This is a genomic window from Aquimarina macrocephali JAMB N27 (assembly GCF_000520995.1).
Taxonomy (GTDB): Bacteria; Bacteroidota; Bacteroidia; order Flavobacteriales; family Flavobacteriaceae; genus Aquimarina; species Aquimarina macrocephali.
In genome coordinates, this window is sequence record NZ_JACA01000005.1 from 188868 (window position 1) to 214886 (window position 26019).

General features: G+C 32.0%; 20 protein-coding genes. 10 read left to right on the plus strand and 10 right to left on the minus strand.

Annotation, left to right across the window (positions count from 1 at the left end):
* The first annotated feature begins 619 nt into the window (after positions 1-619).
* From Z054_RS0106000 to Z054_RS0106015, 4 genes are all read left to right on the plus strand, one after another.
* Positions 620-1753, plus strand: a complete 1134-nt coding sequence (locus tag Z054_RS0106000) for a DegT/DnrJ/EryC1/StrS family aminotransferase (RefSeq protein ID WP_035090746.1) — start codon at positions 620-622, stop codon at positions 1751-1753.
* A complete protein-coding gene (locus Z054_RS0106005; RefSeq protein ID WP_024769178.1) occupies positions 1750-3678 on the plus strand; it encodes a polysaccharide biosynthesis protein in 1929 nt (642 codons plus the stop codon). The genes Z054_RS0106000 and Z054_RS0106005 overlap by 4 nt, the downstream gene beginning before the upstream one ends.
* Before the next feature lie 332 nt (positions 3679-4010).
* On the plus strand, positions 4011-4697 hold the full coding sequence (locus Z054_RS27930) for a polysaccharide biosynthesis/export family protein (RefSeq protein WP_241461391.1): 687 nt from the start codon (positions 4011-4013) through the stop codon (positions 4695-4697).
* Positions 4698-4704: 7 nt separating this feature from the next.
* Positions 4705-7065, plus strand: coding sequence for a GumC family protein (locus Z054_RS0106015; RefSeq protein WP_024769179.1), 2361 nt, complete (start codon positions 4705-4707; stop codon positions 7063-7065).
* On the opposite strand, the gene Z054_RS0106020 is transcribed toward Z054_RS0106015, so the two are convergent.
* The 5 genes from Z054_RS0106020 to Z054_RS0106040 form a co-directional block, all read right to left on the minus strand.
* The gene (locus Z054_RS0106020; protein WP_024769180.1) at positions 7062-7799 is read right to left on the minus strand and encodes a tyrosine-protein phosphatase; all 738 of its coding nucleotides are present in this window, start codon (positions 7797-7799) and stop codon (positions 7062-7064) included. The two genes, Z054_RS0106015 and Z054_RS0106020, sit on opposite strands and share 4 nt — an antisense overlap.
* A 169-nt stretch (positions 7800-7968) precedes the next feature.
* Positions 7969-8703: a head GIN domain-containing protein gene (locus Z054_RS0106025; protein ID WP_024769181.1), complete on the minus strand. Its 735-nt coding sequence runs from the start codon at positions 8701-8703 to the stop codon at positions 7969-7971.
* A gap of 28 nt (positions 8704-8731) precedes the next feature.
* Positions 8732-9823 (minus strand): DUF4097 family beta strand repeat-containing protein, encoded by a 1092-nt coding sequence (locus tag Z054_RS0106030; RefSeq protein ID WP_024769182.1) that lies wholly within the window; start codon positions 9821-9823, stop codon positions 8732-8734.
* Positions 9804-10364, minus strand: a complete 561-nt coding sequence (locus Z054_RS0106035) for a hypothetical protein (RefSeq protein WP_024769183.1) — start codon at positions 10362-10364, stop codon at positions 9804-9806. Before Z054_RS0106035 ends, Z054_RS0106030 begins: the two co-directional genes overlap by 20 nt.
* Positions 10361-10909 carry an RNA polymerase sigma factor gene (locus Z054_RS0106040; RefSeq protein WP_024769184.1) on the minus strand — a complete coding sequence of 183 codons (549 nt, stop codon included), beginning with the start codon at positions 10907-10909 and terminating at the stop codon, positions 10361-10363. The genes Z054_RS0106035 and Z054_RS0106040 overlap by 4 nt, the downstream gene beginning before the upstream one ends.
* Before the next feature lie 222 nt (positions 10910-11131).
* On the opposite strand from Z054_RS0106040, the gene lon reads away from it, so the two are divergent.
* Complete coding sequence (gene lon / locus Z054_RS0106045; RefSeq protein ID WP_024769185.1) at positions 11132-13582, plus strand: endopeptidase La; 2451 nt, start codon at positions 11132-11134, stop codon at positions 13580-13582.
* A 73-nt stretch (positions 13583-13655) separates the two neighbouring features.
* On the opposite strand, the gene mreB is transcribed toward lon, so the two are convergent.
* A complete protein-coding gene (gene mreB, locus Z054_RS0106050; protein ID WP_024769186.1) occupies positions 13656-14696 on the minus strand; it encodes a rod shape-determining protein in 1041 nt (346 codons plus the stop codon).
* A 312-nt stretch (positions 14697-15008) separates the two neighbouring features.
* Here mreB and cmk point away from each other — a divergent pair, with 312 nt between their 5' ends.
* Positions 15009-15710 carry a (d)CMP kinase gene (cmk, locus tag Z054_RS0106060; protein WP_024769187.1) on the plus strand — a complete coding sequence of 234 codons (702 nt, stop codon included), beginning with the start codon at positions 15009-15011 and terminating at the stop codon, positions 15708-15710.
* Here the strand turns inward: cmk and Z054_RS0106065 are convergent.
* The 3 genes from Z054_RS0106065 to Z054_RS0106085 all read right to left on the minus strand — a co-directional run bounded on the left by Z054_RS0106065 (position 15707) and on the right by Z054_RS0106085 (position 20267).
* Entirely contained in the window at positions 15707-16075 is a 369-nt protein-coding gene (locus tag Z054_RS0106065) for a hypothetical protein (RefSeq protein WP_024769188.1), read from the minus strand. The genes cmk and Z054_RS0106065 overlap by 4 nt on opposite strands.
* 197 nt (positions 16076-16272) lie before the next feature.
* Positions 16273-19596, minus strand: a complete 3324-nt coding sequence (locus tag Z054_RS27935) for a reprolysin-like metallopeptidase (protein WP_024769189.1) — start codon at positions 19594-19596, stop codon at positions 16273-16275.
* A 293-nt stretch (positions 19597-19889) separates the two neighbouring features.
* Positions 19890-20267, minus strand: a complete 378-nt coding sequence (locus Z054_RS0106085) for a LysM peptidoglycan-binding domain-containing protein (RefSeq protein WP_024769190.1) — start codon at positions 20265-20267, stop codon at positions 19890-19892.
* A 150-nt stretch (positions 20268-20417) separates the two neighbouring features.
* Here Z054_RS0106085 and Z054_RS0106090 point away from each other — a divergent pair, with 150 nt between their 5' ends.
* The 4 genes from Z054_RS0106090 to Z054_RS0106105 all read left to right on the plus strand — a co-directional run bounded on the left by Z054_RS0106090 (position 20418) and on the right by Z054_RS0106105 (position 23854).
* Positions 20418-21206 (plus strand): tRNA pseudouridine synthase A, encoded by a 789-nt coding sequence (locus Z054_RS0106090; RefSeq protein ID WP_024769191.1) that lies wholly within the window; start codon positions 20418-20420, stop codon positions 21204-21206.
* A 3-nt stretch (positions 21207-21209) separates the two neighbouring features.
* Positions 21210-21857, plus strand: a complete 648-nt coding sequence (locus tag Z054_RS0106095) for an MOSC domain-containing protein (protein WP_024769192.1) — start codon at positions 21210-21212, stop codon at positions 21855-21857.
* A gap of 3 nt (positions 21858-21860) precedes the next feature.
* Positions 21861-22661, plus strand: coding sequence for an aldose epimerase family protein (locus Z054_RS0106100; protein ID WP_035090754.1), 801 nt, complete (start codon positions 21861-21863; stop codon positions 22659-22661).
* A 293-nt stretch (positions 22662-22954) separates the two neighbouring features.
* Complete coding sequence (locus tag Z054_RS0106105) at positions 22955-23854, plus strand: hypothetical protein (RefSeq protein WP_024769194.1); 900 nt, start codon at positions 22955-22957, stop codon at positions 23852-23854.
* A 2-nt stretch (positions 23855-23856) separates the two neighbouring features.
* On the opposite strand, the gene recQ is transcribed toward Z054_RS0106105, so the two are convergent.
* A complete protein-coding gene (gene recQ, locus Z054_RS0106110; protein WP_024769195.1) occupies positions 23857-25986 on the minus strand; it encodes a DNA helicase RecQ in 2130 nt (709 codons plus the stop codon).
* Between the last annotated feature and the right edge of the window lie 33 nt (positions 25987-26019).

The following is a 26019-nucleotide window of genomic DNA, read 5'->3' on the forward strand; positions in this document are numbered from 1 at the left end:
CTCATTGCTTTTGAAGGGTATAAATTTTGTGTATTTAATTCTATAAATCAAATATTTGTTAAGTTATTTTTTTAATTCATGCAAAACAATAGGCTTTTTGATAAAAAGAATAATGGGGAGTAGGGGAAATGACCCTATTCATAAATAGGTGTTACACCCATAAAATTAATTAATTATTAAGGTATACTTGTACTACCCAAAATAGTTTACAAAAAAGTAATATGAAAAATGAATTTAGAGGATGTGTTATGTTTAATTTTGTGATAAAATAGGATTTTGAATTTAAATTCGTTTTTTATTACAAGTAGTTTTATGACATATCTATAATACTTTTCTTACGGGATTTCCGTATTATGAGATGATATTTAGGCAAACGTGAGTCATTGAACGTTTTTTTCTAGTATTCTGTCTAAAAAATTAGATTTTGAGTTGTTAATTGATTTAACTAGACTATTTTAGCCTTGGAAAACAAATATAAAGTAAGTTCAAAAAAGGAAGTTCTACCCCCCTTCTTCCAGCGTTTTTTAGATTGTCATCAAAAAGATTTGACTAGTGATTATATGTGTTATATAATTATTATGTCAATAGGAAATTATTGTTCATTATTAATGGGAAAATTATGAATATAATTGATTCAAAAAAAATATGGCTTTCTTCACCGCATATGGGTGGATCAGAGCAAAAATTTGTAAAAGAAGCATTCGACACAAACTGGGTAGCACCTTTGGGTCCAAACGTTAATGGATTTGAAAGTGATATTGAAAGTTATCTTGGAGAAGATGTTTATGCTGCAGCATTAAGCTCTGGTACAGCTGCATTACACCTTGGGTTAAAACTACTTGGTGTTACAGTAGGTGATGAGGTGTTATGCCAAAGTATGACATTTGCTGCTTCTGCAAATCCAATAGTATATCTTGGAGCTAAACCGGTATTTGTAGATAGCGAGAGAAGCACCTGGAATCTATGTCCAGACCAATTAGAGATAGCAATAAAAGACAGAATTGCAAAAGGTAAAAAGCCTAAAGCAATTATTGCCGTTCATTTATATGGAATGCCATATAATATAGATGCTATTCACAACATTGCTTCAGAATACAAAATTCCAATATTAGAAGATAGTGCAGAAGCCTTAGGAAGTTCTTATCAAGGAGTTAACTGTGGGACTTTTGGAGATATCGCAATCCTTTCTTTTAATGGGAATAAGATTATTACTACCTCTGGAGGTGGGTCACTTGTTTCTAAAAAACAAGAATATAAAGATAAAGCCATTTTTTTGGCAACTCAAGCCAGAGACAATGCACCTCATTATGAACATTCTGAAATAGGATATAATTACAGAATGAGCAATATTACTGCAGGTATAGGAAGAGGACAGATGGAAGTTTTAGATGCCCATGTTAATAATAGACGTAGTAATTTTGAATTTTACAAAAAGAATCTTGAAGATTCCTCTGATATAAAATTTTTGGAAGAACCTTCTGGATATCATTCTAATAGATGGTTAACCTGTGTAGAAACCAGCTCTTATAAGCTAAGAGAAGGAATACGGTTATCATTAGCAGAAGAAAACATAGAATCAAGACCGTTATGGAAGCCCATGCATCAACAAGCTGTATTTGCAGATTGTGATGCTTACCTCAATGGAATTTCTGATGACCTATTTGATCGAGGCCTTTGCTTACCCAGCGGGTCTAATCTTGAAGAAGATGATTTATATAGAATTGTATCAGTAATTAAAAATGTATTGAGATGATAAAGAGCTACCTTATAAATAATTCGCATAAACACGCATCTAAATGGCTTGTTTTATCTATTGATGTGTTAATTACGATCTTTAATTTCTTTTTGGCGTACGTCATTAGATTTGGAATCACACTAAATTTTGATACCACTAATTTAATATACCAATTACCAATTATAGCTGGTTTATCTACCTTAAGTTTTTTAATGATAGGATCCTATAAAGGAGTGGTTAGACATACAGGAATGAGAGATGCTTATAACCTGTTTGTTGCTGTAACTATCTTGATTAGTTTAATGGGATTTTTTATGGCATCCAGTAGGTTAGCACTATTGCCAGAATTATTGAATATTCCGGTATCTATAATTTGTGTGCACTATTTATTAAATATTATAACACTTACTACAAGTCGTTTGGTATTTAAATATTGCTACTACTATGTGAAGTCAAAAATAGGAGAAACTTCTAGAATATTGATTTACGGGGCTGGAGATTCTGGGTTAATAACCCTTGCAGCGGTTACTAATGATTCTAACAGATCCTTATCTGTAGTTGGTTTTGTTGATGATAATTCTCAAAAAATTGGTAAAACAATTAATGGGATTAAGGTATATCCTTCGGGAATGATCGATCAAAGCTTTATTACAAAGAACAATGTTAAGGAGATCGTTGTATCAATTCCACATATAAGTAAAAAAAGACTCTCAGAAATTTCGGATAATTTACTTAAACTGCAAGTTACTGTTAAAATAATACCAGCAGTAAATGATTGGATTGATGGTAAATTAAAGGTTTCTCAGATTAAAGAAATTCAAATAGAAGACTTGTTAGAAAGAGCTCCTATTAATATGGATAATCAAAATATTACACAAGAGCTTAATGATAAGGTGATTTTGATAACAGGAGCAGCTGGATCAATAGGAAGCGAAATAGTAAGACAAGCTTCATTTTATAACTATAGACATCTTGTTTTGGTTGATCAGGCAGAATCTCCTTTATATGATTTACAACAAGAGTTGTTAAGTAAAGGAGTGACTAATTTTACACCTATTGTTGCTGATATAAGAGATCATCAGAGAGTAGAAACTATATTCGAAAAATATAGACCTAATATGGTTTTTCATGCTGCAGCATATAAGCATGTTCCTCTTATGGAAAATAATCCTTGTGAGGCAATTAAAATTAATGTGCTTGGAACCAGAAAGCTAGCAGACTTATCATCTGAGTTTGGTGTAGATAAGTTTGTTTTTGTGTCTACAGATAAAGCAGTTAACCCTACAAACGTAATGGGAGCAACTAAGAGAGTTGCCGAAATGTATATAAAATGTATTAACAGTAAGAGTAAAACTAAATTCATTACCACTAGATTCGGAAATGTACTGGGATCGAATGGATCTGTTATTCCATTATTTAAAAAACAAATCCAAAAAGGTGGACCATTAACAGTTACTCATAAAGATGTAACCCGTTTCTTTATGACCATACCGGAGGCTTCTCAATTAGTCATAGAAGCAGGAACAATGGGTAATGGTGGTGAAATATTTATTTTTGATATGGGGGAATCTGTAAAGATTTTTGACCTGGCAAAGAAAATGGTACGATTATCAGGCCTTAGGTACCCAGAAGATATAGATATAAAAATAACTGGCCTTAGACCAGGAGAGAAATTATATGAAGAACTTCTGGCTGATACAGAAAATACATTACCAACATATCATAAAAAAATAATGATAAGTAGATTTGATGATGATGATTGTATATTGATAAAAGATAAAATTGATGACCTTTGTATTATGAATTTATTGAGTCAGGATCATCAAATTGTAGGGAAATTAAAAGAGATTGTTCCAGAATTTATTTCTAACAATTCTACTTTTGAGAGTATCGATAAAATTAACAAAAAAAGTATTCGAGGTAAGCAAAAAGTTCTTGCATAGTACTTGATACAACAATATAGAGGTATTATAATAGTAAGGGGAAAAATACCTTCAAAACATTTTTAGTAAAAAGAGATTGGCTTGTCTAGGGGAATAGACTTGCCTATATGTTTTATGGTGTTCTTTTAGAACACATGAAAGGAAAAAAGTATAGATAAAGCAAAATCTCATTGCTAAATTAAATAAAGTTATATTTTTGTAACTTATTAAAAGGCTTACTTATAAAGTATTAAAATATGCGATGTAGATTTTTGTTATTATTTACGGTATTAATATCAGTTTTTTCCTGTAAAGTACCCGAGAATGTGGTTTATTTTCAAAATTCTGCAAATTTGGAGAAGATTTCTTCAACAAATTCTTTTACTTCTGTTTTTAAAGTTGATGATATCGTTGGGATAATGGTTTCAGCAGCAGATATGGATGCAGTAAGGCCATTTAATCTAATGCAAGGCTCTTCTTCTTTAGGAGAAGGCGGTGGGGGAGATACAAGCTCTGCAGGGACAGGAGAACCTACTTACTTGATAAATGAAGAGGGAAATATTGATTTTCCTGTTTTAGGGGAGCTGAAAATTGCTGGCTTAACTCGAATTGAAGCTAAAAAAGTAATTAAAGAAAAACTAAAAATATATATTAATGATCCAATAGTAAGTGTAAGGTTAAAAAACTTTAAAATTACTGTTATGGGAGAAGTTTCAGAACCAGGTTCTTATACGATTCCTAATGAGAGAGTTACTATTATTGAAGCCCTTGGTTTGGCAGGAGATATGACGATTAAAGGAAGAAGAGAAAATGTAATAATCATTAGAGAAAATGAAGGGGTAAATACATATCATCGTGTAGACCTTACTTCTAAATCAATTTTTGAATCTCCTGTATACTATTTAGCACAAAATGATGTTCTTTATGTTGAGCCAAATGACTCAAGAATAAAAGAATCCAAAACACGTAACAATACCCTTGGTATAATTATCAGTATAGTTGGTGTTGTTTTATCTGTAGTTACTCTGGTCATAAGATAATAAACATATGATTTCTAATACCAATAATACTCCTACAAAGGGTACTAATTTTGATTCGTCTTCTGGATTTAGTTTTAATCTTAGAGATCAGATTATAAAATACCTTAGACAATGGTATTGGTTTGTACTAAGTGTCTTTGTTTTTGTTTCTTTAGCGTATGTTAAAGTAAGATATACAATCCCTCAGTACAATGTTTCTTCTACCATTGCGATTTCTCAGGATGAAAGTATGAGTGAATCTGAATTATCTGCATTTAAAGATCTTGGGATATTAGATGATGGACAGAATAAAATTGAGAATGAAATTCAGATAATTAAATCAAGAACATTATTGACCAATGTAGTTAATAATTTGAAGCTCAATGTTCGATATTTTAGTGAAGGAAGAATTTTAGAAGTAGAGAACTATCCAAAATCACTTATTGAAATCAACTTTTTATCAGATGATTCTATAGTACATAAAAAATCAAAGGTCTTTCATGTACGAATTGATTCTGGCACCACGTTTTCTTTTTTAGATGAAAAAGATCAAAAATTAAGTGATCACTCCTTTGGGAAAACAATAACTACTAGTGTTGGAGATATTATTATCACACCAAGTGTGGATACTATGGATGCTAATAGTGGTAAGATCATAAAAATTATAATAACACCAGTAAAATTTGTTGCAGAATCGTATAGAAACAGGTTATCTATTATACCAGGTAAAGGCTCATCAATTGTTAGATTGTCATTAAACGACCCGGTAAAGGAAAAAGCAAAAGATATTATTAACGATCTTGTAGAAGAATACAACAAGGCGACCATAGAAAATAAAAGACTAGCTTCGGCAAGAACCGCAGATTTTATAAATGATCGTTTAGAGCTCATTTCAGGAGATTTGACTCAAGTAGACGATCAAGCTGCAACTTATCAATCTAGTAGGGGATTGACTAGTAGTGATGTGGCAGTTCAAGCCCAGCAATTCTCTGATTTAGATACAAAAAACTCTCAAGAAATAGCACGATTAAATACACAGCTTTATTTTATAGAATCAATGCGAAAGTTTGTACTTAGCCAAGAGGGTAAGTTTGATCTTGTACCACAATCTAATTCAGGATTTAGTGATCCAACAGTTGCTACAACAATATCAAGATATAATGGGTTAATTCTTCAGAGACAACGTTTGTTAAAAACTTCGAGTATAAGGAATCCTGTTGTTGTAAATATAGATCAGCAAATTGGTGGATTAAGACAAGTTTTGATAGGAAGTTTAAATAGCTTAAAAAACTCACTTAACGGTCAATTACGAAGCTTAAATACTCAAAATCAATATTTTGGTGGTCAGATATATAGTGCGCCAACACGACAGAAAGATATTAGAGCTATTGAGCGGGAGCAGACTATAAAAGAACAATTATATCTTTACCTACTTCAAAAAAGAGAAGAAGCAGAGATAAAAAGCCATATTACTCTTTCTAATGCCAGGGTAATAGATAAAGCATCTACATTGGGATCATATCCAGTATCTCCAAATAGGAAAACAGTATATGCAGGAGCTTTCTTTCTTGGTTTGATATTGCCTTTTCTTATTATTTATACTTCAGATTTATTGAATGTAAAAGTAAGTTCGAGAGAAGATCTTGAAAAAGTACTTTCTATGCCAATTATTGGATCTATACCAAAGGTGAAATCTAAAAATAAAATCTTGATTTCGCAAAATGATAGATCAGGAATAGCAGAGGCATTTAGGATCTTAAGAACTAATTTAGATTTCCTAATGGCAGGAATTAATAAAACTAAAGGGAAAGTTATTTTTGTTACGTCTACTATTTCTGGAGAAGGAAAGACTTTAATCTCTTCAAATTTGACTAAAACTTTAGCTATTTCAGGAAAGAAAGTAGCTTTTTTAGGTACTGATTTAAGAGATCCTAAATTTCATCAGTTTTTTGAGTTGCCTAATGGGAAAGATTCTAAAGGACTTACTAATTTTATAATGAATGATGAGTTAACTCCAGAAGATATTATATATAAATATAAGAAAGAAGATTCATTTGATATTATACCGTCTGGAGCAATACCGCCCAACCCAGCAGAGCTTCTAATGCAGGAAAGAGTGAATGTAATGTTTAAGTATTTAGAAGAGCACTATGATTATATTGTTGTAGATACTGCTCCTGTTAGTCTTGTAACCGATACTCTTTTAATAGTAAAACATGCTGATTTAAGTATTTATATCGTAAGAGAAAATTATTCTGATAAAAGAGTATTACAGGTTCCAGAAAATTTCTATAGAGAAAAACGTTTACCAAATATTGCAGTTTTACTTAATGCCGCTGGTAATAAAACTGGTTATAACTATGGATACGGTTATGGTAAAAAGAATTAAGAAAACTCGATATTGTTTTTCATTAACGAAGTAATCTTTTTAGCAACTTTATAATCAAATCCTTTTTCAAGGACTTCTAATTGATGATAGTTGTGTACATCTGTACCGGTAAAGTCGATATACCCTTGATCTATCAGTTTTTTAGCAAAGGATTTTATTTGCTCACCATAATATCCTGATATTGATAATAGGTTAACCTGAAATAGAAAACCGGATTCTTTTAATTCATCATATTTTTTTAGATCATCTTGATAAAAAGAATACCGTTCTGGATGCGCCAAAATAGGAATATATCCTGCTAATTTAATTTCGAATAAGATTTCGCTTAGATTAATAGGAGGAGCAAAAGTAGACATTTCGACCAGGATATAATTTTTGTGTAATGGTAAAATGTCATTGTTTTTTATACGTTCATAAAACAAATCGTCCATCATATATTCTGCACTTGCCTGTAGTTCTATTTTTGTTATCCCAAGAGGAGGAAGAACCTCTTTAAGTTTTTCTAAATTACTAGTTATGGTTTGCGAAGAATTTGGCCATATATCTTGCATTATATGGGGAGTAGTAATTGCTTTTTTAAAACCAAAATTTTCAAATTGTTCCAGGATATAGCCGGATTGATAAATTGTCTTAACTCCATCATCAATACCCGGAAGCAAATGTGAATGAATATCAATGTAGCCATCGGGTACAATTTCTTTAAAAGGAATATCTTTTTTTGATAAGAACCGCAATTTGATTTTTGTTTTGGGGTGAACGTAAAATAAAATACATCTGTCATAATAACATTATTAGTGCTTTATAACAAGTAAAATGTAAAAATAGAGATTTATTATTCATAAAAAAACTGTTTAAGAATAGAGATTCTTAAACAGTTTACTTTATTTGATAGTTATCTTAATACTATCTTTTTGTAATATCTCCTGATCCAGATACTTTTTTATCTTCTTTTTGCGGGTCTCCTTTATAGAATATGTCACCAGATCCAGATACACGAGCCTTTAAATAAGTAGTAGCCATTACTTCGATATCGCCAGATCCAGATACAGTAGCTGTTACATTCTTTGCATTTAACTCATATGCAGAAAGATCACCAGATCCAGATACATTTCCATTAAAAGTGCCTGTGCTTCCTTTTAAAGCCAGATCACCAGACCCAGATACTTGTCCCCATATGTTTTCTGCATCTACAACAAGTTTAACATCACCAGACCCAGATACTCCAGTTTTAAAATCAGAGGCCTTAATTGGGTCAGAGCTATATACATCCCCTGACCCTGAGAGTGTAACTTGAGTTAGATCTTTAAAAGGAACTGTAATAATTAGTTTTTTTCCTATAGAAGGTTTTAGGTAATACCCTTTTTTTACATAAACTTTTAGAGCATCTCCTTCGACCTTGGTTTCTATATAATCAATAAGGTTGCTTTCTCCCTTGATTGTGATCTTTCCTTCTGTACCTGATATTAAGGATACATCCAGGCTTCCTTTTACTTTTACCTGATCATAATCTGATGTAGTTCTGTTTTTGGTAACAGAATTACCATTACCGTTAATTTTTTTTCCATTTCCCCACCATTGTGCTTGCAGAGAAGTTATACTACATAATGTAAGTCCTATAATAAATGCTGCTGTTCTCATTTTATTGATGTATTAGTGTTTTGTTTGTTTAGTTTTTTCTTAATTTGATTCCACCATAGCTAGAGGTAATATTAATTGCTTTCCCACTATTAGCTTGGCCACTATATCCTTGATAATCTTTTTTAGAATCCTTAACGTATTTCTTTTGTACGTTTATACTTTCATCTAGTTTAATGCCGCCATACGAGGTTTTGATTGCAAAATCAAAAGTACATCCTTCTTCATATCCAATATTAACGCTGGTATAATCTGTTTTAATTGTTACATTTTTGAAGGTTGGTTGTAATGAACGCACTTCGATAGATCCGTAATCAGAATCAATGCTTAGTTCTTCAGAAATACTTCCGAATTTTGTGTTAACATAATCTGAATACCCTATTATTTTACCACCATTTTCTATTCGAATTCCACCATAATCGCAGTTGTAGTTCAAGTTTTTTATAGATTTAAACTTTGATTGTGTATAATCTGCATTAAGATCAATACTATCACCATTTCCAACTTCAAAATCAGAATAGTCTGCATTGATTTTTCCATTTTTCATATAAGAGATAGTACTATTGTTAGTATAATCTATGTTGATATAATTGTTATCTCCTAGTAACTCTCCAATAATAATTTGACCGTAATCACAGTTGATTTTAGCGCTACCTTTTATTTTATCCAGAGTGATGCTTCCGTAATCATTATTAAAATCTACGCTATTGGTTACAGGAACTTTTACAGTATAATTGATTTTCATATTCATATTGTTATTCCATCCGCTAGTCCATTTATCCCACCAGGAACTATTATTTTTATTAAAAGTAGTTTTGGCGCTAACCATTTGAGAAGAAGAATCAAACTCAACATCAATAGATTCAAGTTTTTTGATCACTTTTTCTTCACTATTTCCACTTACTTCAATAGTGATTTCCATAACGATTCGATTTTCGTTCCAGGAAGTAATGTCCAGGTTACCATAATCGTTACTGATTTTTAATAAGGCATCTGCGTTAACCGAGAAGTCCTTTTTTAGTATTTTTTCTTTAGTATATTTTCCTTTCAGATCTCCATTATTGGCCAATGCCAGAGCAGGAATCATCAATAAGAGGATTATATTATAGTATAAAGTTTTCATTTTCTGTTAATTTAAATTCGTTAATGCTGTTAATTTTTTGAAGTACTTCGTCTAATAAATTTGCACGTTTCTGGAAGTTCTTAATCATAGCGCTAATTACACGTTTATCGTTTCCACTATGAAAGAGATCTTTTTTAAGTGTTTCATAATCAGATTCCAGTTTTTCTAATTGATTCATTGCATCCAAAACCAATTCTTTGGTTTCTATAGAAGAAACTTTATCGATTTCTTCGAGTTGCAATTGAATAGCAGAGGTAAAAAAGCTTTGAGTTTCCTCCATTTGAGGAGAAACATTTGCCAGATCTACTTCTTCTTTTGGATTAAACATAAAAGTCATTGCTGCCATCCCAAATACTATAGCAATCGAAGCAGCTATTGCAAGTGGTTTATACCAATTCACCTTTTTAGGTTGCAACTGTACAACTTTGTTTTGTTGCTGCAACTTTTCTAAAAACCGTACTTGGTGATTAGCAGAAGGTTCATGTATGTCTAATTGATTTTGCATACGTTTAAATAACTTTTCTATTTTATCGGTATTCATACAAATTGTAATTTTTTTCGTAGGCTTTCTTTTGCGCGCGAAATAAGCGTACGACAATTAGAATATGATATATTCATAATCTGACAGATTTCTTCATAATCGTAACCTTCTATAAGGTGTAGTGATAATGCTGTACTATAGCTGTCTTTAAGTTGAGTTAGTGTATTTAGTACTGTATTTACTTTTACAGAAGCAAGATCTTCTTCTACAATTCCGTCGCTATCTGTAAGAGCATACTCAACAGTTTCTAGGGCTACCTCACGATGAACATCTTTTTTACGTGTTGCGGTTAAACTGGCATTAATAACAATCCTTTTTAACCAGGCCCCAAACATATTATTATCTTCTAGCATTGATAGTTTTGTAAAAGCTGTTAAAAAAGCTTCTTGCATAATATCTTCAGCTTCTGCTGTGTCCTTTATGATTCTCAATGCTGTATTGTACATTGCTTTATAATAACGATTGTATGTTTCGAGCTGCGCATTTTGATCTTGCTCGCGACATTTCGCAATTAATTGCTCTGTATTTAGTTGGGTTAGTGACAAAAAATATAATTTACTTTAACATAAAGATATATATTGCATTGCTTTGTTACAGTTTTTTAATTTTTTTTTTAAAACTTGTGGCATAACAATTGAAATGTAAATAATGAATCTATAATAAAGGCCATGTTTTAATGGGCTTTATAAGGTTTTTAATCAGTTTCATTAAATTCTAAAAAAAAATGTTGTTTTGTCGTGATGACAAAATGACTTTGATATATACTTATGGCTAAAACCAAATTTACGACACTTGACAGTTTGTCATTTCAGGGGATAGATGAAGATGCAGAATTAATTCCTTTAATGACGCCAGAAGATGAAGAAGAAATAGACAAAGAAGATTTACCCGAAATATTACCAATATTACCTTTAAGAAATACTGTGCTATTTCCTGGAGTTGTTATTCCTATTACTGCAGGAAGAGATAAATCTATTAAACTTCTTAATGAAGCTAATAATGGTAATAAAACAATAGGGGTAGTTTCTCAGAAAGAAGAAGGTATAGAAAACCCATCTTTAAAAGATATTAATAGAGTAGGTGTAGTAGCTCGCATTTTAAGAGTTTTAAAAATGCCTGACGGTAATACTACGGTAATACTACAAGGAAAGAAACGATTTCATATAGATGAAGTTGTAGAAGAAGAACCTTATATTAAAGCTAAAGTTAAAGAAGTTCCTGAGGCAAGACCGGCAAAAGAGAATAAAGAATTTAGTGCTATAATCGATTCAATCAAAGATTTGGCTTTAGAAATCATAAAGGAAAGTCCGACGATACCTTCTGAAGCTTCATTTGCTATTAAAAATATAGAAAGTAATTCTTTTCTTATCAATTTTGTGTCTTCTAATTTAAATCTTCCTGTAGAGGAGAAACAGAAATTGCTAGAGATCAATGACCTTAAGAAAAGAGCTTTAGCTACATTAAAATATATGAATGTAGAGTTTCAGAAATTGGAACTTAAAAATGTCATTCAGAGTAAGGTTCAACATGACATGAGCCAGCAACAGCGAGAGTATTTCTTACATCAACAGATGAAAACCATTCAAGAAGAACTTGGTGGTGTCTCGCATGAAGATGAAATCGAAGAAATGCGCGTGCGTAGCAAGGATAAGAAATGGGATGAAAAAATAAAAGAACATTTTGATAAAGAATTGTCCAAAATGCAACGTATGAACCCTCAAGTTGCAGAATATTCTATACAACGTAATTATTTAGACCTGTTTCTGGATTTACCCTGGAATGAATTTAGTACGGATAAGTTTGATCTAAAACGAGCTATGAAGATTTTGGATAGAGATCATTATGGTTTGGATGAAGTAAAACGTCGAATTATAGAATACCTCGCAGTATTAAAACTGCGTAATGATATGAAATCTCCGATATTATGTCTTTATGGCCCTCCTGGAGTAGGTAAAACTTCACTGGGAAAATCTATAGCAGAGGCTCTGGGAAGAGAATATGTAAGGATTTCATTAGGAGGATTGCGTGATGAAGCAGAAATAAGAGGACATCGAAAGACGTATATAGGAGCAATGCCAGGTAGAATTATCCAAAGTCTCAAAAAAGCAGGAACCAGTAATCCTGTATTTGTATTAGACGAAATAGATAAATTATCAGTAGGTAATCAAGGCGATCCATCATCTGCTTTATTAGAGGTTTTAGACCCCGAGCAGAATTCTGAATTTCATGATAATTTCCTTGAAATGGGGTTTGATCTCTCTAAAGTAATGTTTATCGCTACTTCTAACAGTCTGGGAACTATTCAGCCAGCACTTAGAGATCGTATGGAAATTATTAATGTAACTGGGTATACGATTGAAGAAAAAATAGAGATTGCCAAACAACATTTGTTGCCAAAACAGCTAGAAGAACACGGGTTGGATAAATCCCATATAAAAATAGGGAAAGCGCAACTAGAAAAAATAGTTGAAGGATATACCAGAGAATCTGGAGTACGTGGTCTAGAAAAGCAAATTGCTAAAATGGTACGTTATGCTGCTAAGAATATAGCAATGGAGGAGGAGTATAATGTGAAAATTAGTAATGAAGATATTATTGAAGTTCTTGGAGCACCAAAGTTAGAACGTGATAAGTATGAAAATAATGATGTCGCAGGTGTAGTAACAGGACTTGCTTGGACAAGCGTAGGTGGAGATATTCTATTTATAGAATCTATTCTGTCAAAAGGAAAAGGTAGTCTGACTATTACTGGGAATTTAGGGAAGGTGATGAAAGAATCTGCTACCATTGCTATGGAATATATTAAGGCCAATGCTGTAGAATTAGGTATTAACCCAGATATTTTTGAAACCTATAATGTACACATACACGTACCAGAAGGAGCTACTCCAAAAGATGGTCCTAGCGCAGGAGTTACAATGTTAACATCTCTAGTTTCTTTATTTACACAACGTAAGGTTAAGAAAAGCCTTGCCATGACAGGAGAGATTACATTAAGAGGAAAAGTATTACCTGTTGGTGGAATTAAAGAAAAAATCCTTGCTGCAAAAAGAGCACATATAAAAGAGATATTACTTTGCGAAGATAACAGGAGAGATATTAATGAAATTAAATCTGAATATTTAAAAGGGCTTAAATTTCATTATGTTAAGGATATGGAAGATGTATTAAAACTTGCAATTACCAATACCAAGGTTAAGAATGCAAAGAAATTATAAGAATATAATTTAATATAATTATAAAAACAAAAGGCAGCGATTTTAAACGCTGCCTTTTGTTTTTTATGTGATTTTATGACCTTCTCTTTTTAATCAAGACATCTTTATATAGTTCCAGGTTTTTTAAAACAATGTCGCTTCCTTTTACAACAGTTTCTAGTGGTTGATCTCCTAGGTGTACAGGAAGTTCTGTAGCTATAGATAATCGATTATCAAGCCCTCTTAGCATTGATCCACCACCTGTTAAATAAATACCAGAATTATAGATATCAGCAGAGAGTTCTGGAGGAATTTCAGAAAGTGTTTCCATAATTGCATTTTCTATTTGTATAATAGACTTATCTAAACTTTTTTTAATCTCTTTATGTGATAATTGTATTTGTTTAGGTTTTCCTGTAAGAATGTCTCTTCCTTCTACCATCATTTTTTCTGGAGGTGATGCTAAGGTATCAATTGCAGAACCAATTTTTATTTTTATTTTCTCTGCCATAGACTCTCCTATATGTAGATTTCGAGATTCTCTTACATATTGAGTAATATCCTCATTAAAAACATTTCCAGCAATTTTTACAGATTGGCCACTAATTATTCTCCCCAAAGAGATCACAGCAATTTCTGTAGTTCCTCCACCTATATCTACAACCATATTTCCTTTAGGTTCTAGAACATCTATCCCACCACCTATTGCGGCGGCTATAGGTTCTGGTATTAGAAATATATTTTTTGCATTGAGTCGTTTTGCAGATTCTTGTACCGCCCGCATTTCAACTTCGGTACTTCCGCAAGGAATAGCAATAATCATATTGTAAGAAGTAGCAAAAGCTGAAGTATTAAAAACTGATAACTTTTTGATAAATGTCTTTAGCATTTTCTCTGCTGCATCAAAATTAGAAATAACACCATTATTAAATGGAGATATTGTTTTTATATTCTTGTTAATTTTGCCACGCATCATACCTGCTTCTTTACCTACTGCAATAATTTTTCCGGTAATTTGATGAATTGATATGATAGAAGAGTTGTTTACTGCTATTTTTCCTTTATAGGTAATAAGCGTATTTGAGGTGCCAAGATCTATTGCTATTTTTTCGTTTAAAAAATCAAAAAAGCCCATGATTTGTGTATACTTAGGTTAATGTGTGTTGATTTAAGGTATAATAAAGTAGCTTATATTCATGCAGTAGGGGTCTAAAGGTAGATAACTTCGATAAAACGTAATTATTGTGTTTCTAAACAAGTTTTAGTATCATTTCTTATAACGTCAAATGATTAGATGCCTTTGTTATAGCGTAGTAATCTTTATATTTTAATAAATAATTTATTAGATATAATCATTTCATTGATAATAACTTTTTTTAGATAATCTGTATTTTCCAAATAGTTTGGTTTATTTTTGATTTTTAATACAAATAGCATTTCTCACAAATTGGAAGACAATAAGATAATAATAGCTATAGATGGACATTCTTCTACAGGAAAAAGTACTGTCGCAAAACAGTTAGCCAAAGCATTAGGATATATTTATGTAGATACCGGGGCAATGTATCGAGCAGTTTCCTTATATGCTATGAGAAAAAAAATTATTGATGAACTTCATTTTGATCATGAAGCATTAGAAAAAGATCTTTCTACAATAGATCTTAGGTTTAAGATAAATCCAGAAACTGGCCTGGCAGAAATCTTGCTTAATGGAGAGAATGTGGAAAGAGAAATCAGAACACTTACCGTTTCTAGATATGTGAGTAAAATTGCTGCTATTTCTAGTGTTCGTAAAAAATTAGTAGAGCAACAACAAAAAATGGGGATGGATAAAGGCATTGTCATGGATGGAAGAGATATAGGAACTGTTGTTTTTCCAGATGCCGAACTTAAACTATTTATGACTGCAACTGCAAAAGATCGTGCAGAACGTAGATTTCTGGAACTTAGAGAAAGAGGAGAAAATGTTACCTATGAAGATGTTCTAAAAAATGTTGTTAATAGAGACCATATAGATAGTACAAGAAAAGATTCACCACTTAAGAAAGCAGAAGATGCTATCAAGATTGATAATTCTAACCTTACTTTAAAAGAGCAATTTGAACAAATTTTACAACTTGCTAAAACTTCTGTTATTGAGGCTACTTAGTTTTTTGGAGCAACAAGAGAATCTGAAATATTATTTTCTTTTAGATTAAAATCAGAAATCTCACGAGATTCATATAATTTCATGTCTCCTTTTACCCATTCGATTAATTCTATATACTCCTCATCATTACTAATAATAAGAACACGGTTTAATCGTAAAAGATGGTGATTAGCATATTGTTTATATTTTTTTATCGTAGTATCAGAAACTGAATAAAATGGTTTGTTAACCAGGATTTTGTATTGCTTTCCGTTATCCATTACTATTTTATCTTTATGCTCATATATAATCCTTGTTTTGGATAAGGACTGTGCGTAATTTTGTAATGAAATAAATAAGAAAACTAAAAGTAATAATTTTTTCATATAAATATTCTATCGATTTGGAAAACAAAAGTACGGTAAAACCGTAAAAAAGCAAGTTTTGTGTTGTTTAGATCGTCATTTTTTCGATGAAATGCATGATTTTGCCCGTTTAACTTACTTAAAATGGATAAAAAGCCATTAAAAATATTTTTTAATGGCTTTTTATTCATGCTTTGATTACTAAAATTAATTCATAACTAGTTCATAATTAGCTTATGAACTGATGTTTTGTGATCAGTTTTAAGATTTACCAAATATGCTCCATTGGCAAGATTTCCAGGATTAAATGATTTATTACTTACATTGTCATTTTTGTATACACTTCTTCCAAATAGATCAAAAATGGTAACTGAAATATTATCAGTTGGAGAAGTAACTCTAAGGATTGTATTAGTACCACTTATTACTGGGTTTGGTGTTATAGAAACCTGAGAAGCTTTTGTAGTATTAAAACTGTCTACTGTTACACCTCTAGCAGTACCACCTATAGTAAATGCAGTATTTTCTGAACTACCAAAAGAACCACCAGATGCTAGTGTTGTACTACCTGCTGTTAGTGAATAAGATCCATTACCATATTGGCAGCAAATACCATCTCCATAAACATCACTTATTGTAAATGTATAAGAACCAGCAGCTAAACACTCTGTAAGAGTTAGTGTAGAACCATCTGCCTGAGAACCATATGTTCCTCCAGAGGCTACAACTTGATTACTACTATTAGTAATTTGCCAGCTTGTTTCTTCTGGGTAGTTATCAAATGTAATAGATAAGTTTACATCTGTACAAGAAGGATTAACTGTTCCTGTAGTTAGCTTAACATCATCAAAAGTGATATCACCACTCCAAGATGTACTGGTGATTCCATTAAATCTTAATTTAACTGTAGCTCCAGTATATGATGCTAAATCTACACTAGCTGATTTCCAAGAGTTGCCTTGATTTCCAGATTTAGTCCATAAAGAAGTCCAGTTAGATCCATTATCTGTGCTTGCTTCTAGTGTTAATGTTCCTATACTAGTACCATACATATGGTATTGAAAAGTAAATGTTGCTTGAGATGCAGCACTAAGATCAAAACAAGGAGAGTTTAATATTGCTCTTTTGTTAGGGAATCCTGAACCATTTCCAGAAGCTTCTGTATATACATAATATGTACCTTCTGCAGCACTTGATGGTCCGGTATTATTTGATGGAGTTCCATTAGAATCTATAGTCCAGTTAATATCATCACCAGTGGCTTGAGACCATGCTCCAAGCGTATTTTCGAATCCTTCAGCATATGGGAAAGAAGAAATCTCTCCTGTACATCCTCCACCAGTATTTCCTGGTAGGGTAGTTGCTGTTGCTGTATTACTAAAACCAGATTGATTTCCTGCCGCATCTTTAGCTTTTACTCTAAAAGAATATGATGTATTAGCAGATAACCCAGTAGCTTGATAAGTTGTGGTTGTAGCTGTTCCTATAACTGTACTACCTTGATATACATCGTATCCACTTACTCCAACATTATCTGTAGAAGCGCTCCAAGATAGATCAATAGTAGTTTGTGTTGCATTAGAGGTAGCTAAACTTGCAGGAGTTGTAGGTGCTTGTGTATCTCCTCCGGTTCCTCCAGTAATTTCAAAGTTAGCATTAGAAATATCAAAGAATATATTTCCTGACCCTTTTACCATGATTCTGTTTTGTGTTCCTTGAGAATTTGGAACTGTTATACTATGAGAACCATCGTTAGGTACTGCAGTAGCGATAACCGTTGGATAGGTATTTCCTCCATCTGTAGATAATAAAATATCGACATTGGCAGCATTAATTCCGTTTCCAGTTGTACCAGCAACATTCCAGGTTACGGTTTGCGTAGAACCTGCAGACCAGCTAACATTAGTATTAGGAGCATTAACAACAAAAGGTCCTGCAGAAGCAGTAACATTAACTTTCATATTATCACTATTATTTGCACCACCACCAGCTTTATTATCTCTAACCGTTAATCTGAAATTTAAAGCTCTCGTTACATCTGGTACAGCTTCCCATTTCCATGAGGTAGCACCAGTTTTAATAGTTTCTAGTCTTGGAAAATATCTTTGATTAGATGCTGTAGGTGTATAAGATCTGAAGGCAACACCAGAAGTTACAGTTGGCCCAGGATATGTTCCTACACGATTATCCATTTGTTCCCAGCAGTAAGTAAGTGCATCTCCACTATTAGCATCAGTACCTTGACCTGTTAATACAAATGCAGTTCCTTTTGGAACTGTATAATCAGCTCCTGCATTTGCGGTAGGAATAGCATTACCTGTATTAGTATTGGTCTGACAACTTGTTGATTTTACATAATTTGTTATCTGTTGGATTGTTGCTGCATGAAAATAAGGATCACTATTCTGTTGTACGTCTGTAGCACCAGTAATTCCTGCATACCCCATTATAGTAGTACCACTTCCTGGTTCCATTTGTACATTTGTTCCTTCACTACGGAATGTATACGTATGATTTCCACCAAATTGATGTCCCATTTCGTGCGCTACATAATCTACATCATAAATATCTCCCTGAGGTGTATTTCTTGAAGAAAAACCACTTCCTTTTTTCCCATTTACACATACACATCCGATACATCCTGCATTACCATTTTTTGGAGCAAGAACAAATACATGACCAATATCATAATTAGCTTCTCCGATTACACTGGTTAATGTAGATTGCAATTGACTGTTATAACTTCCTGTATAAGGATCAGTATTTGCATCTGTATAAACAACAGCGTCGTTGTTAGCAATAAGTACCATTGTAACTCCAAAATCGGTCTCATATATTCCGTTTACACGAGTCATAGTAGCATTGATAGCAGCCATTGCACCTGCCTTAGTACCTCCATGAAATTGAGTATATTCTCCAGTAGTGGAAACAGCTAATTTATAAGTTCTTAAAACACCGTCATCAGCATTTTTTTGATTAATCCCACCTTTATTAGAAAAGTTAGGAGTATTCTCATCAACAGAACAATTCAATCTATCGATTGTACCTGATCTCTGATCTCTAGAATAAATAGTATATACAGAACCACTTGTTGTATATGGCTCTATAAATACAGTTTTAGAATTACCAGATAGACGCATACTTTGCAATCCAGAAGGAGCAATACTAAATCTGATTGTAGCTGTCGGGTCATCGATCCCCTGACCAGCATACGATTTAATTTCAGGATATTTGGCTGCAAGATCAGGATGCATTACAGGAGCCTCTACTATTCTAAAAGATTCCATTTTACCTTGCTCATTTGGAAACTGCATTATAACAGTAGAACCATTTGATGATTTTCCTCGCAATTGAGAATCCTGAAGTGCTTTTTTCAGAATTTCAATATTAAGATCAAAAAGAGTGTTTGATGGTAAATCTGTCTTTGTCTTAATAACATTAAGACTTTTTGAAGAACTAGTTCTTTGCCAAGGGTTATTACCTTGTGCGAATACGTGGCCTACAATGAATAAGCTCACGAATAAAAATAATCGCGTTTTCATATAAGTTGAGTTTGAGTTAAGCGGCAAAAGTAGAAATATTATCTAATTTTTTGCTAAATGTTTAAAGATTTGTTAACATTTTGTTATTATTTGTGGTTTTTACGTAATTTAATAACGGTTTTAGGGTGGGTTTTTATGATAAATATGATTTCATAAATGACTTTTGATGCACAAAACTTAGAAAAGTTTGTTTTTTGAAAGAAGAATTCTCAAAAGAGGTAGGTAGGCTATATATTGAAATAAAAAAAGACCACTATACTAAGTGGTCTTTTTTTATTTTTAAATATATGATATTATAAATTAGGAATAACAAGTTCCTGATCTGGGTGAATAACGTCTGGGTTTTTAAGAATATTTGTATTTGCTTCAAAAATAGCCTTGTATTTCATTGCATCACCATAATAGTGCTTTGCAATTTTGCTTAATGATTCACCGCTTTTTACTGTATGTCTATGATATACAGAAGTATCAGCAACTTTGATATCCGCCATAATATCAGAAGGAGAACTACCACCTATTTCTTTTATTTTATCCCAAAGTTGATTTTTTTCATACTGCGTATTTGCAGTACCTTTTATCTTAAGAGTTCCATTTTCTTCAGATACATCACCGTCCTGGATTTTTAATTCTTGTCCTAAATCCAGAACACTTTGATATTTTGACTTCACCATAACTAAGTTGATTTTAAATTATTAATTAGCTTTACCCAAATATAACAAATAATAGAATGGTGTTCACATAATTTTAGGATTAAAAATTGATCAATTATCGTTGAAATGCATAATTTATCTATATTCGGACACTTTTTAATACTATATTCAATGTTCCGTAAACGTTATTATTACATCATTCAGTTGCAATACCTTGGTTTTAGATATCATGGTTGGCAGAAACAACCTACAGTAAATACTCTTCAGCGAATGGTAGAACGAACAATCGCTTATGTACTGGAACATAAAGATTTTAAAGTTCTGGCAACAGGAAGAACAGATGCTAAAGTGTCGGTTAATCAAACTTATATTGAGTTATTTGTAGATCATCAACCTTTGGATATCGAAGTTTTTTATCCTTTATTTAATCAAAATCTTCCTCAGGATATTAAGGCTTTGGGGATTGAAGAAACTAACGAGCAGTTTAATATTATTCAATCTCCGAAGAGCAAAGAATATTTATATTTATTCTCCTTTGGAGATAAATTTCATCCTTTTTGTGCTCCGTTTATGTATAATATTACAGAAGAACTTAATATAAATCTAATGCAAGAAGCAGCTATGCTATTTGTAGGAAAACATAATTTTAGATCATATTGTCACAGACCCACAGAAAATACAATTTTGGAAGGCGAAATAACACATTGTGAAATTAAAAAAAATGAAGTGTATACTGCTAGTTTTTTTCCAAAAGAAAGCTATCTTTTACGAGTAAAAGGTGAAGGGTTTAAAAGAAACCAAATTCGCTTAATGATGGGAGTATTATTGGATTTAGGAAAAGGAAAAATATCCCTTGATTTTATCAGACAAACACTTGATCCTAAAGCAGAAGAAATTGTATTAGAACATATAGTTCCCGGTTCTGGATTAATATTAAACTCGGTTGAATTTAAAACATAAATCATGAAAGTTTTATCTACTAATATTGCAACTCCTCGCAGTATACATTGGAAAGGAAGAGAAGAAAAAACAGGGATCTATAAGCTTCCAGTCAAAGATCCTATATATTTAGAGAAAGAAGATGTTCGAAATGATCATGTTATAGATAGAAGATATCATGGTGGAGTTGATAAAGCTTGCTATTTATATTCGGCAGATCATTATCCTTATTGGAAAACAAAATATCCTGATTTAGAATGGAATCATGGAATGTTTGGTGAGAATATTACGGTAGAAGGATTTGATGAAAAAAACATAAAAATTGGATCTGTTTATAAACTTGGAGGAGCTACAATACAGGTTTCACGCCCAAGACAACCTTGTTACAAACTAGGTATTCGTTTTGGCAATCATGCAGTATTAAAACAGATGATAGATTCGCTGCTTTCTGGAGTGTATGTACGAATAATCCACCCAGGACCTGTTTCTGTTGGTGATGAGTTACAACTAATAAAAGAAAACGATGATGGAATATCTATTGCCGAATTAAATACATTACTATTTCATTATGATGAAAACACACATCTAGAGCTTGCAAAAAAAGCTCTTATGGACACTTTGGTTTCTGATAGTGATAAAAAATATTTCAGAAAGAAAATAAAAGCCTGCTAGTATATGCCAGACAAGACAACATTGTATAGTCCTGATAAAAAAACTATAGTTACTATTGATAAAGGTGAATTAATAAGTTATCTGGTAGATGGTATAGAGGTAATGCATCAAAAAGGAGATACAGGATGGGGAAACACAGAAATCGAAATGTTTCCTACGATTGGCTCGACTAAAGAAAATCAGTTTTCAGTTCAAACTCCAAAAGGAGACGCAAAACTGGATCAGCACGGGATTTTAAGAGTTATGGACTATCTTCCTGTAACAATTGAGAAGAGTAGTGCTTGTTTTCAAAAAAAATATGTTGCAAATACGCAGTTGTCTAATCATAAATATCCTAATAGATCTTCGCAACAATGGCTTAATTGGCCATATGATTTTGAGTTTATAAAAACTTTTGAATTATCGAATGAGGCTTTAAAAATTATCTTTGAGATAAAATCAGAAAAGAATATGCCATTGATGTTAGGTTTTCACCCTGCATTTAAAATTTATAGCCAGAATATCATAATGAAAACTGCAAGTCAGAATATTTCTTTACATACTATTTTAGAAGCTGGAGCATCTGCCTTCTTATTAGAAGATTGTAAAGAGATATCTCTCACAAATAATGGTAGCCTTGCTGTTAATTTAAAAACAAATGGTTTTAGACATATAATGTTATGGAGTGAAGTGACAAATATGATTTGTATAGAACCCATTACATTTTATCCCTCAAGTGTTCCTGTACATGAATTACATACGGGGTTTGACTATAGTTCGGGATATGAAAAATTTGAGGTTATCATTTCTCCTTCCTGCGATTAGTCGTATTACTTTTATTTTTTGGGCAGTATAACACAATTAATTCATGAAATTTTAGTTACTATAGGGTTGATTCTTAAAAAATTAAGTTTTATTAACGCCCCAAAATCTTGTAATAGAGGTTACTCTATATTGTTAATATTTTAATTTAGCTATTTCATAGGTCTTAAATTATGATACATTACAAAGCTTCAATTTTTGTAATTATTTTATGGTAGACTATAAACGGTAATAACACAAACTCAATACTTTTGAAAAGGGGATTTTACATACTAATTTTTATTTACACTATTTTCTTGTCCTGTAGTAATGATGATAAACTTTTAGACGATAAATATGTTCGAGGTGTTCGTCTAACTAATAATTATGCAGAGAAATCAAATGATTATAAGTTTTTAAGATATATACTCAATGATGATTATATAATTACTGGAGTACATAAAGTTGAAATAAAGCCAGGTATTTCAAAAAAAGAAGATTCTATAGCGGAAAAGAAAGAAAAATCCTTTGAAAAAAAAACAAAGGAAAAAAATAAAAAAATAAGAAAGGAAGTAAAGAAAGAAATAGAAAGTGATTCTATTGAAATCAAATATAGAAGGTATCATTTTATTGGATTACCAGAAGAAATTACGAATCAAATAGTAACACTGCCCAAAAGAGAAGGTTTTGAGAGGCTGATACAACAGCAAGAAGCTACACTAGAAATATTAAAAGAAAAGTTGATAAGCAGAGAAGATGCTGGCGGTAAAGTATATAAGGATATAGCTATTGATTACCTCGTGCAAATTGACAATCATTTAAAATTTATAGAATTTTATAATGAAAGATTGTACGATGCTTATTTAAAATTAGTAATAGAAGCAAAACAACTTGATCGTTCTATAGAAGAAGAATATAATGTGGTATACGGGAAAATAAATAGCAGTAAAGTTAAAGATTCTGTAGATGTAGAAAGACTAGTAGTTTTAGAAAAAAAATATACATCTCATAAAGAATTATTAAAAACACTCTTGGATTGGAACTTAAAGTTAGAAGATTTTCAAAACTCCATTGATGATTTTAAGATATTAAAAGATCGTAATATTGCAGAAACATTTGAGATGTACAAAAATAAAACTTCGCAAAAAGAAGTAATTCATTATTTAGAAATACGATTAGCAGATTTATTTCATAATACTATAGGATCTACAGAATAATATTAAGAGTCTGAATTTTCTTCGTCTAAAATTATTAATACTAATTTGATAGTATTGTAATCTATAGCTCCTTCAAAATGTTCAAAATATGGTTTTAAGGTTTCTGGATTGTCCAATTCTTTTTTAGCCTTTTTTACGGTATTAAAATCTTCTTTATTTACAAATTGCTTTAAATCAATATTTTCACCATTTTCATATAGTTTCATAATATGTGAGAAGATGGTAGATTCTGCCAGTCGACGTTGCAGCGCTATTTCTTCTATAGAGAGTCCTTGCTGGTACAAGGCTAAAGTTTCTAAATGTGTATTCCCTTTTTTAGTACTTTTCTTTTTTTTCTTTTTTGTTTTTTCTGCCGAAAAATCAATAATAGCTTTGATGAATTGGTACCCGTAGTTTTGCATCTTTTGTCGTCCAACTCCATTAATCTGCATAAATTCTTCATCACTCATTGGACGAAATTTCTCCATTTCTTTAAGGGTTGCATCACTAAAAATCTGATAGGCAGGAATACCTGCTTCTTTTGCTAATTCTAGTCGTAGTTGACGTAGTTTCTCAAATAGATTAGGTGCCGCTCCCTGATCCACTTGTTTTATGACATTTGCTTGTTTTGCTTTTTCAAACTCTTGCAAATGTGCAAGACTCACTTTTTCTCCTTCATATAGTACTTTTTGCGAAAGCGAAGTGAGTTTTATTTTGTTATTTTGATGAAAAGCAATCTCCAAATATCCTAGATTGATTAATTGTATGATGTATTGTTGCCAATCTCTCCATGCCATATCGCCACCAATACCATATGTTTTTATATTTTGATATTCTTTATCATATACTGCAGCATTTTGTGCACCTCGTAATATATCAATCACAGTACCAATAGGTTCTTGTTCTTTGATTCGGGTTACTGTAGATAATGCTTTTTGAGCAATAATAGTCCCATCGATAAAAGTTGGAGGGTTCTTACATACATCACAATTACCGCAATCTTCTTCGATTAATTCTCCGAAATAACTAAGTAAAATTTTACGTCGACAACTCAGGGAATCAGCATATTGCTTCATGCGATCTAGTTTGGCTAATTGTACTTCTTGATTACCAGACATATTAGCAAATTTTTGTAATTGTACTACATCTGCATAACTATGAAAGAGTAGAGTAGAAGATGGTAAACTATCCCGACCGGCACGACCAATTTCTTGATAATACCCTTCAATATTTTTTGGCAAATTGTAATGAATTACCCAACGCACATTAGATTTATCTATACCCATACCAAAAGCGATTGTAGCACAAACAATCTGAACAGTATCATTAATAAAACCTTCCTGAACAGAAGATCGTTTTTGATGATCGATTCCTGCATGATATGCTTCTGCATTAAATCCCTGATTTTGCAATTTTTCAGATAGCATTTCGGTAGTTTTTCTACTTAAGCAATAGATAATCCCACTATCATTAGGTTTATCTTTGAGGAAATCAATGATTTGTTCAATTCTTTTATTTCCAGGACGTACTTCTAGGCTAAGATTTTTACGATCGAACGAAGCAAGATATTGTTTGGCTTTCGTAATATTTAACTGATCACAAATATCTTGACGTGTCGCTTTATCTGCTGTAGCAGTTAGTGCAATAACCGGTGTTTTAGGAAACCTGTTTTTAAGATATCCCAGTTGTGTATATGCTGGCCTAAAATCATGACCCCAGGCAGAAATACAATGAGCTTCATCTATTGCGATTAAACTAATTTCTATTTGTGAAAATATCACTTCTAAAAACGATAAACTCTCTGGAGCGATATATAGTAACTTAATTTCTTTATCCGATAATTTTTGATAAATTTCCTGTTGCTCGGTTTCAGTCTGGCTACTATTGATAAAAGCTGCTTTGATACCGTTTGCCAATAAACCATCAACCTGATCTTTCATTAAAGCAATTAGAGGAGAAATAACCAGAGTTACTCCAGGTAACAATAAAGCAGGTAGCTGGTAACATATTGATTTACCACCTCCTGTAGGCATAATAACAAGATTATCATCTCCGGCAAAAACAGAGTTAATGATATCCTGTTGTAATGGGCGAAAGCTATCATACCCAAAATATTCTTTTAAAGTATGTAAAACGAGTTGTTGATCTGGCATAACTGCAAAGAAAAGAAAAATAGCTTGAGAAAT

Coding starts and splice junctions, on each gene's coding strand:
- Z054_RS0106090 (WP_024769191.1), top strand. CDS start 20,418: ATGTTCCGTAAACGTTATTATTACATCATTCAGTTGCAATACCTTGGT.
- recQ (WP_024769195.1), bottom strand. CDS start 25,986: ATGCCAGATCAACAACTCGTTTTACATACTTTAAAAGAATATTTTGGG.
- Z054_RS27935 (WP_024769189.1), bottom strand. CDS start 19,596: ATGAAAACGCGATTATTTTTATTCGTGAGCTTATTCATTGTAGGCCAC.
- Z054_RS0106015 (WP_024769179.1), top strand. CDS start 4,705: ATGATTTCTAATACCAATAATACTCCTACAAAGGGTACTAATTTTGAT.
- Z054_RS0106035 (WP_024769183.1), bottom strand. CDS start 10,364: ATGAATACCGATAAAATAGAAAAGTTATTTAAACGTATGCAAAATCAA.
- Z054_RS0106100 (WP_035090754.1), top strand. CDS start 21,861: ATGCCAGACAAGACAACATTGTATAGTCCTGATAAAAAAACTATAGTT.
- Z054_RS0106085 (WP_024769190.1), bottom strand. CDS start 20,267: ATGGTGAAGTCAAAATATCAAAGTGTTCTGGATTTAGGACAAGAATTA.
- Z054_RS0106030 (WP_024769182.1), bottom strand. CDS start 9,823: ATGAAAACTTTATACTATAATATAATCCTCTTATTGATGATTCCTGCT.
- mreB (WP_024769186.1), bottom strand. CDS start 14,696: ATGGGCTTTTTTGATTTTTTAAACGAAAAAATAGCAATAGATCTTGGC.
- Z054_RS0106095 (WP_024769192.1), top strand. CDS start 21,210: ATGAAAGTTTTATCTACTAATATTGCAACTCCTCGCAGTATACATTGG.
- Z054_RS0106005 (WP_024769178.1), top strand. CDS start 1,750: ATGATAAAGAGCTACCTTATAAATAATTCGCATAAACACGCATCTAAA.
- Z054_RS0106025 (WP_024769181.1), bottom strand. CDS start 8,703: ATGAGAACAGCAGCATTTATTATAGGACTTACATTATGTAGTATAACT.
- lon (WP_024769185.1), top strand. CDS start 11,132: ATGGCTAAAACCAAATTTACGACACTTGACAGTTTGTCATTTCAGGGG.
- Z054_RS0106000 (WP_035090746.1), top strand. CDS start 620: ATGAATATAATTGATTCAAAAAAAATATGGCTTTCTTCACCGCATATG.
- Z054_RS0106065 (WP_024769188.1), bottom strand. CDS start 16,075: ATGAAAAAATTATTACTTTTAGTTTTCTTATTTATTTCATTACAAAAT.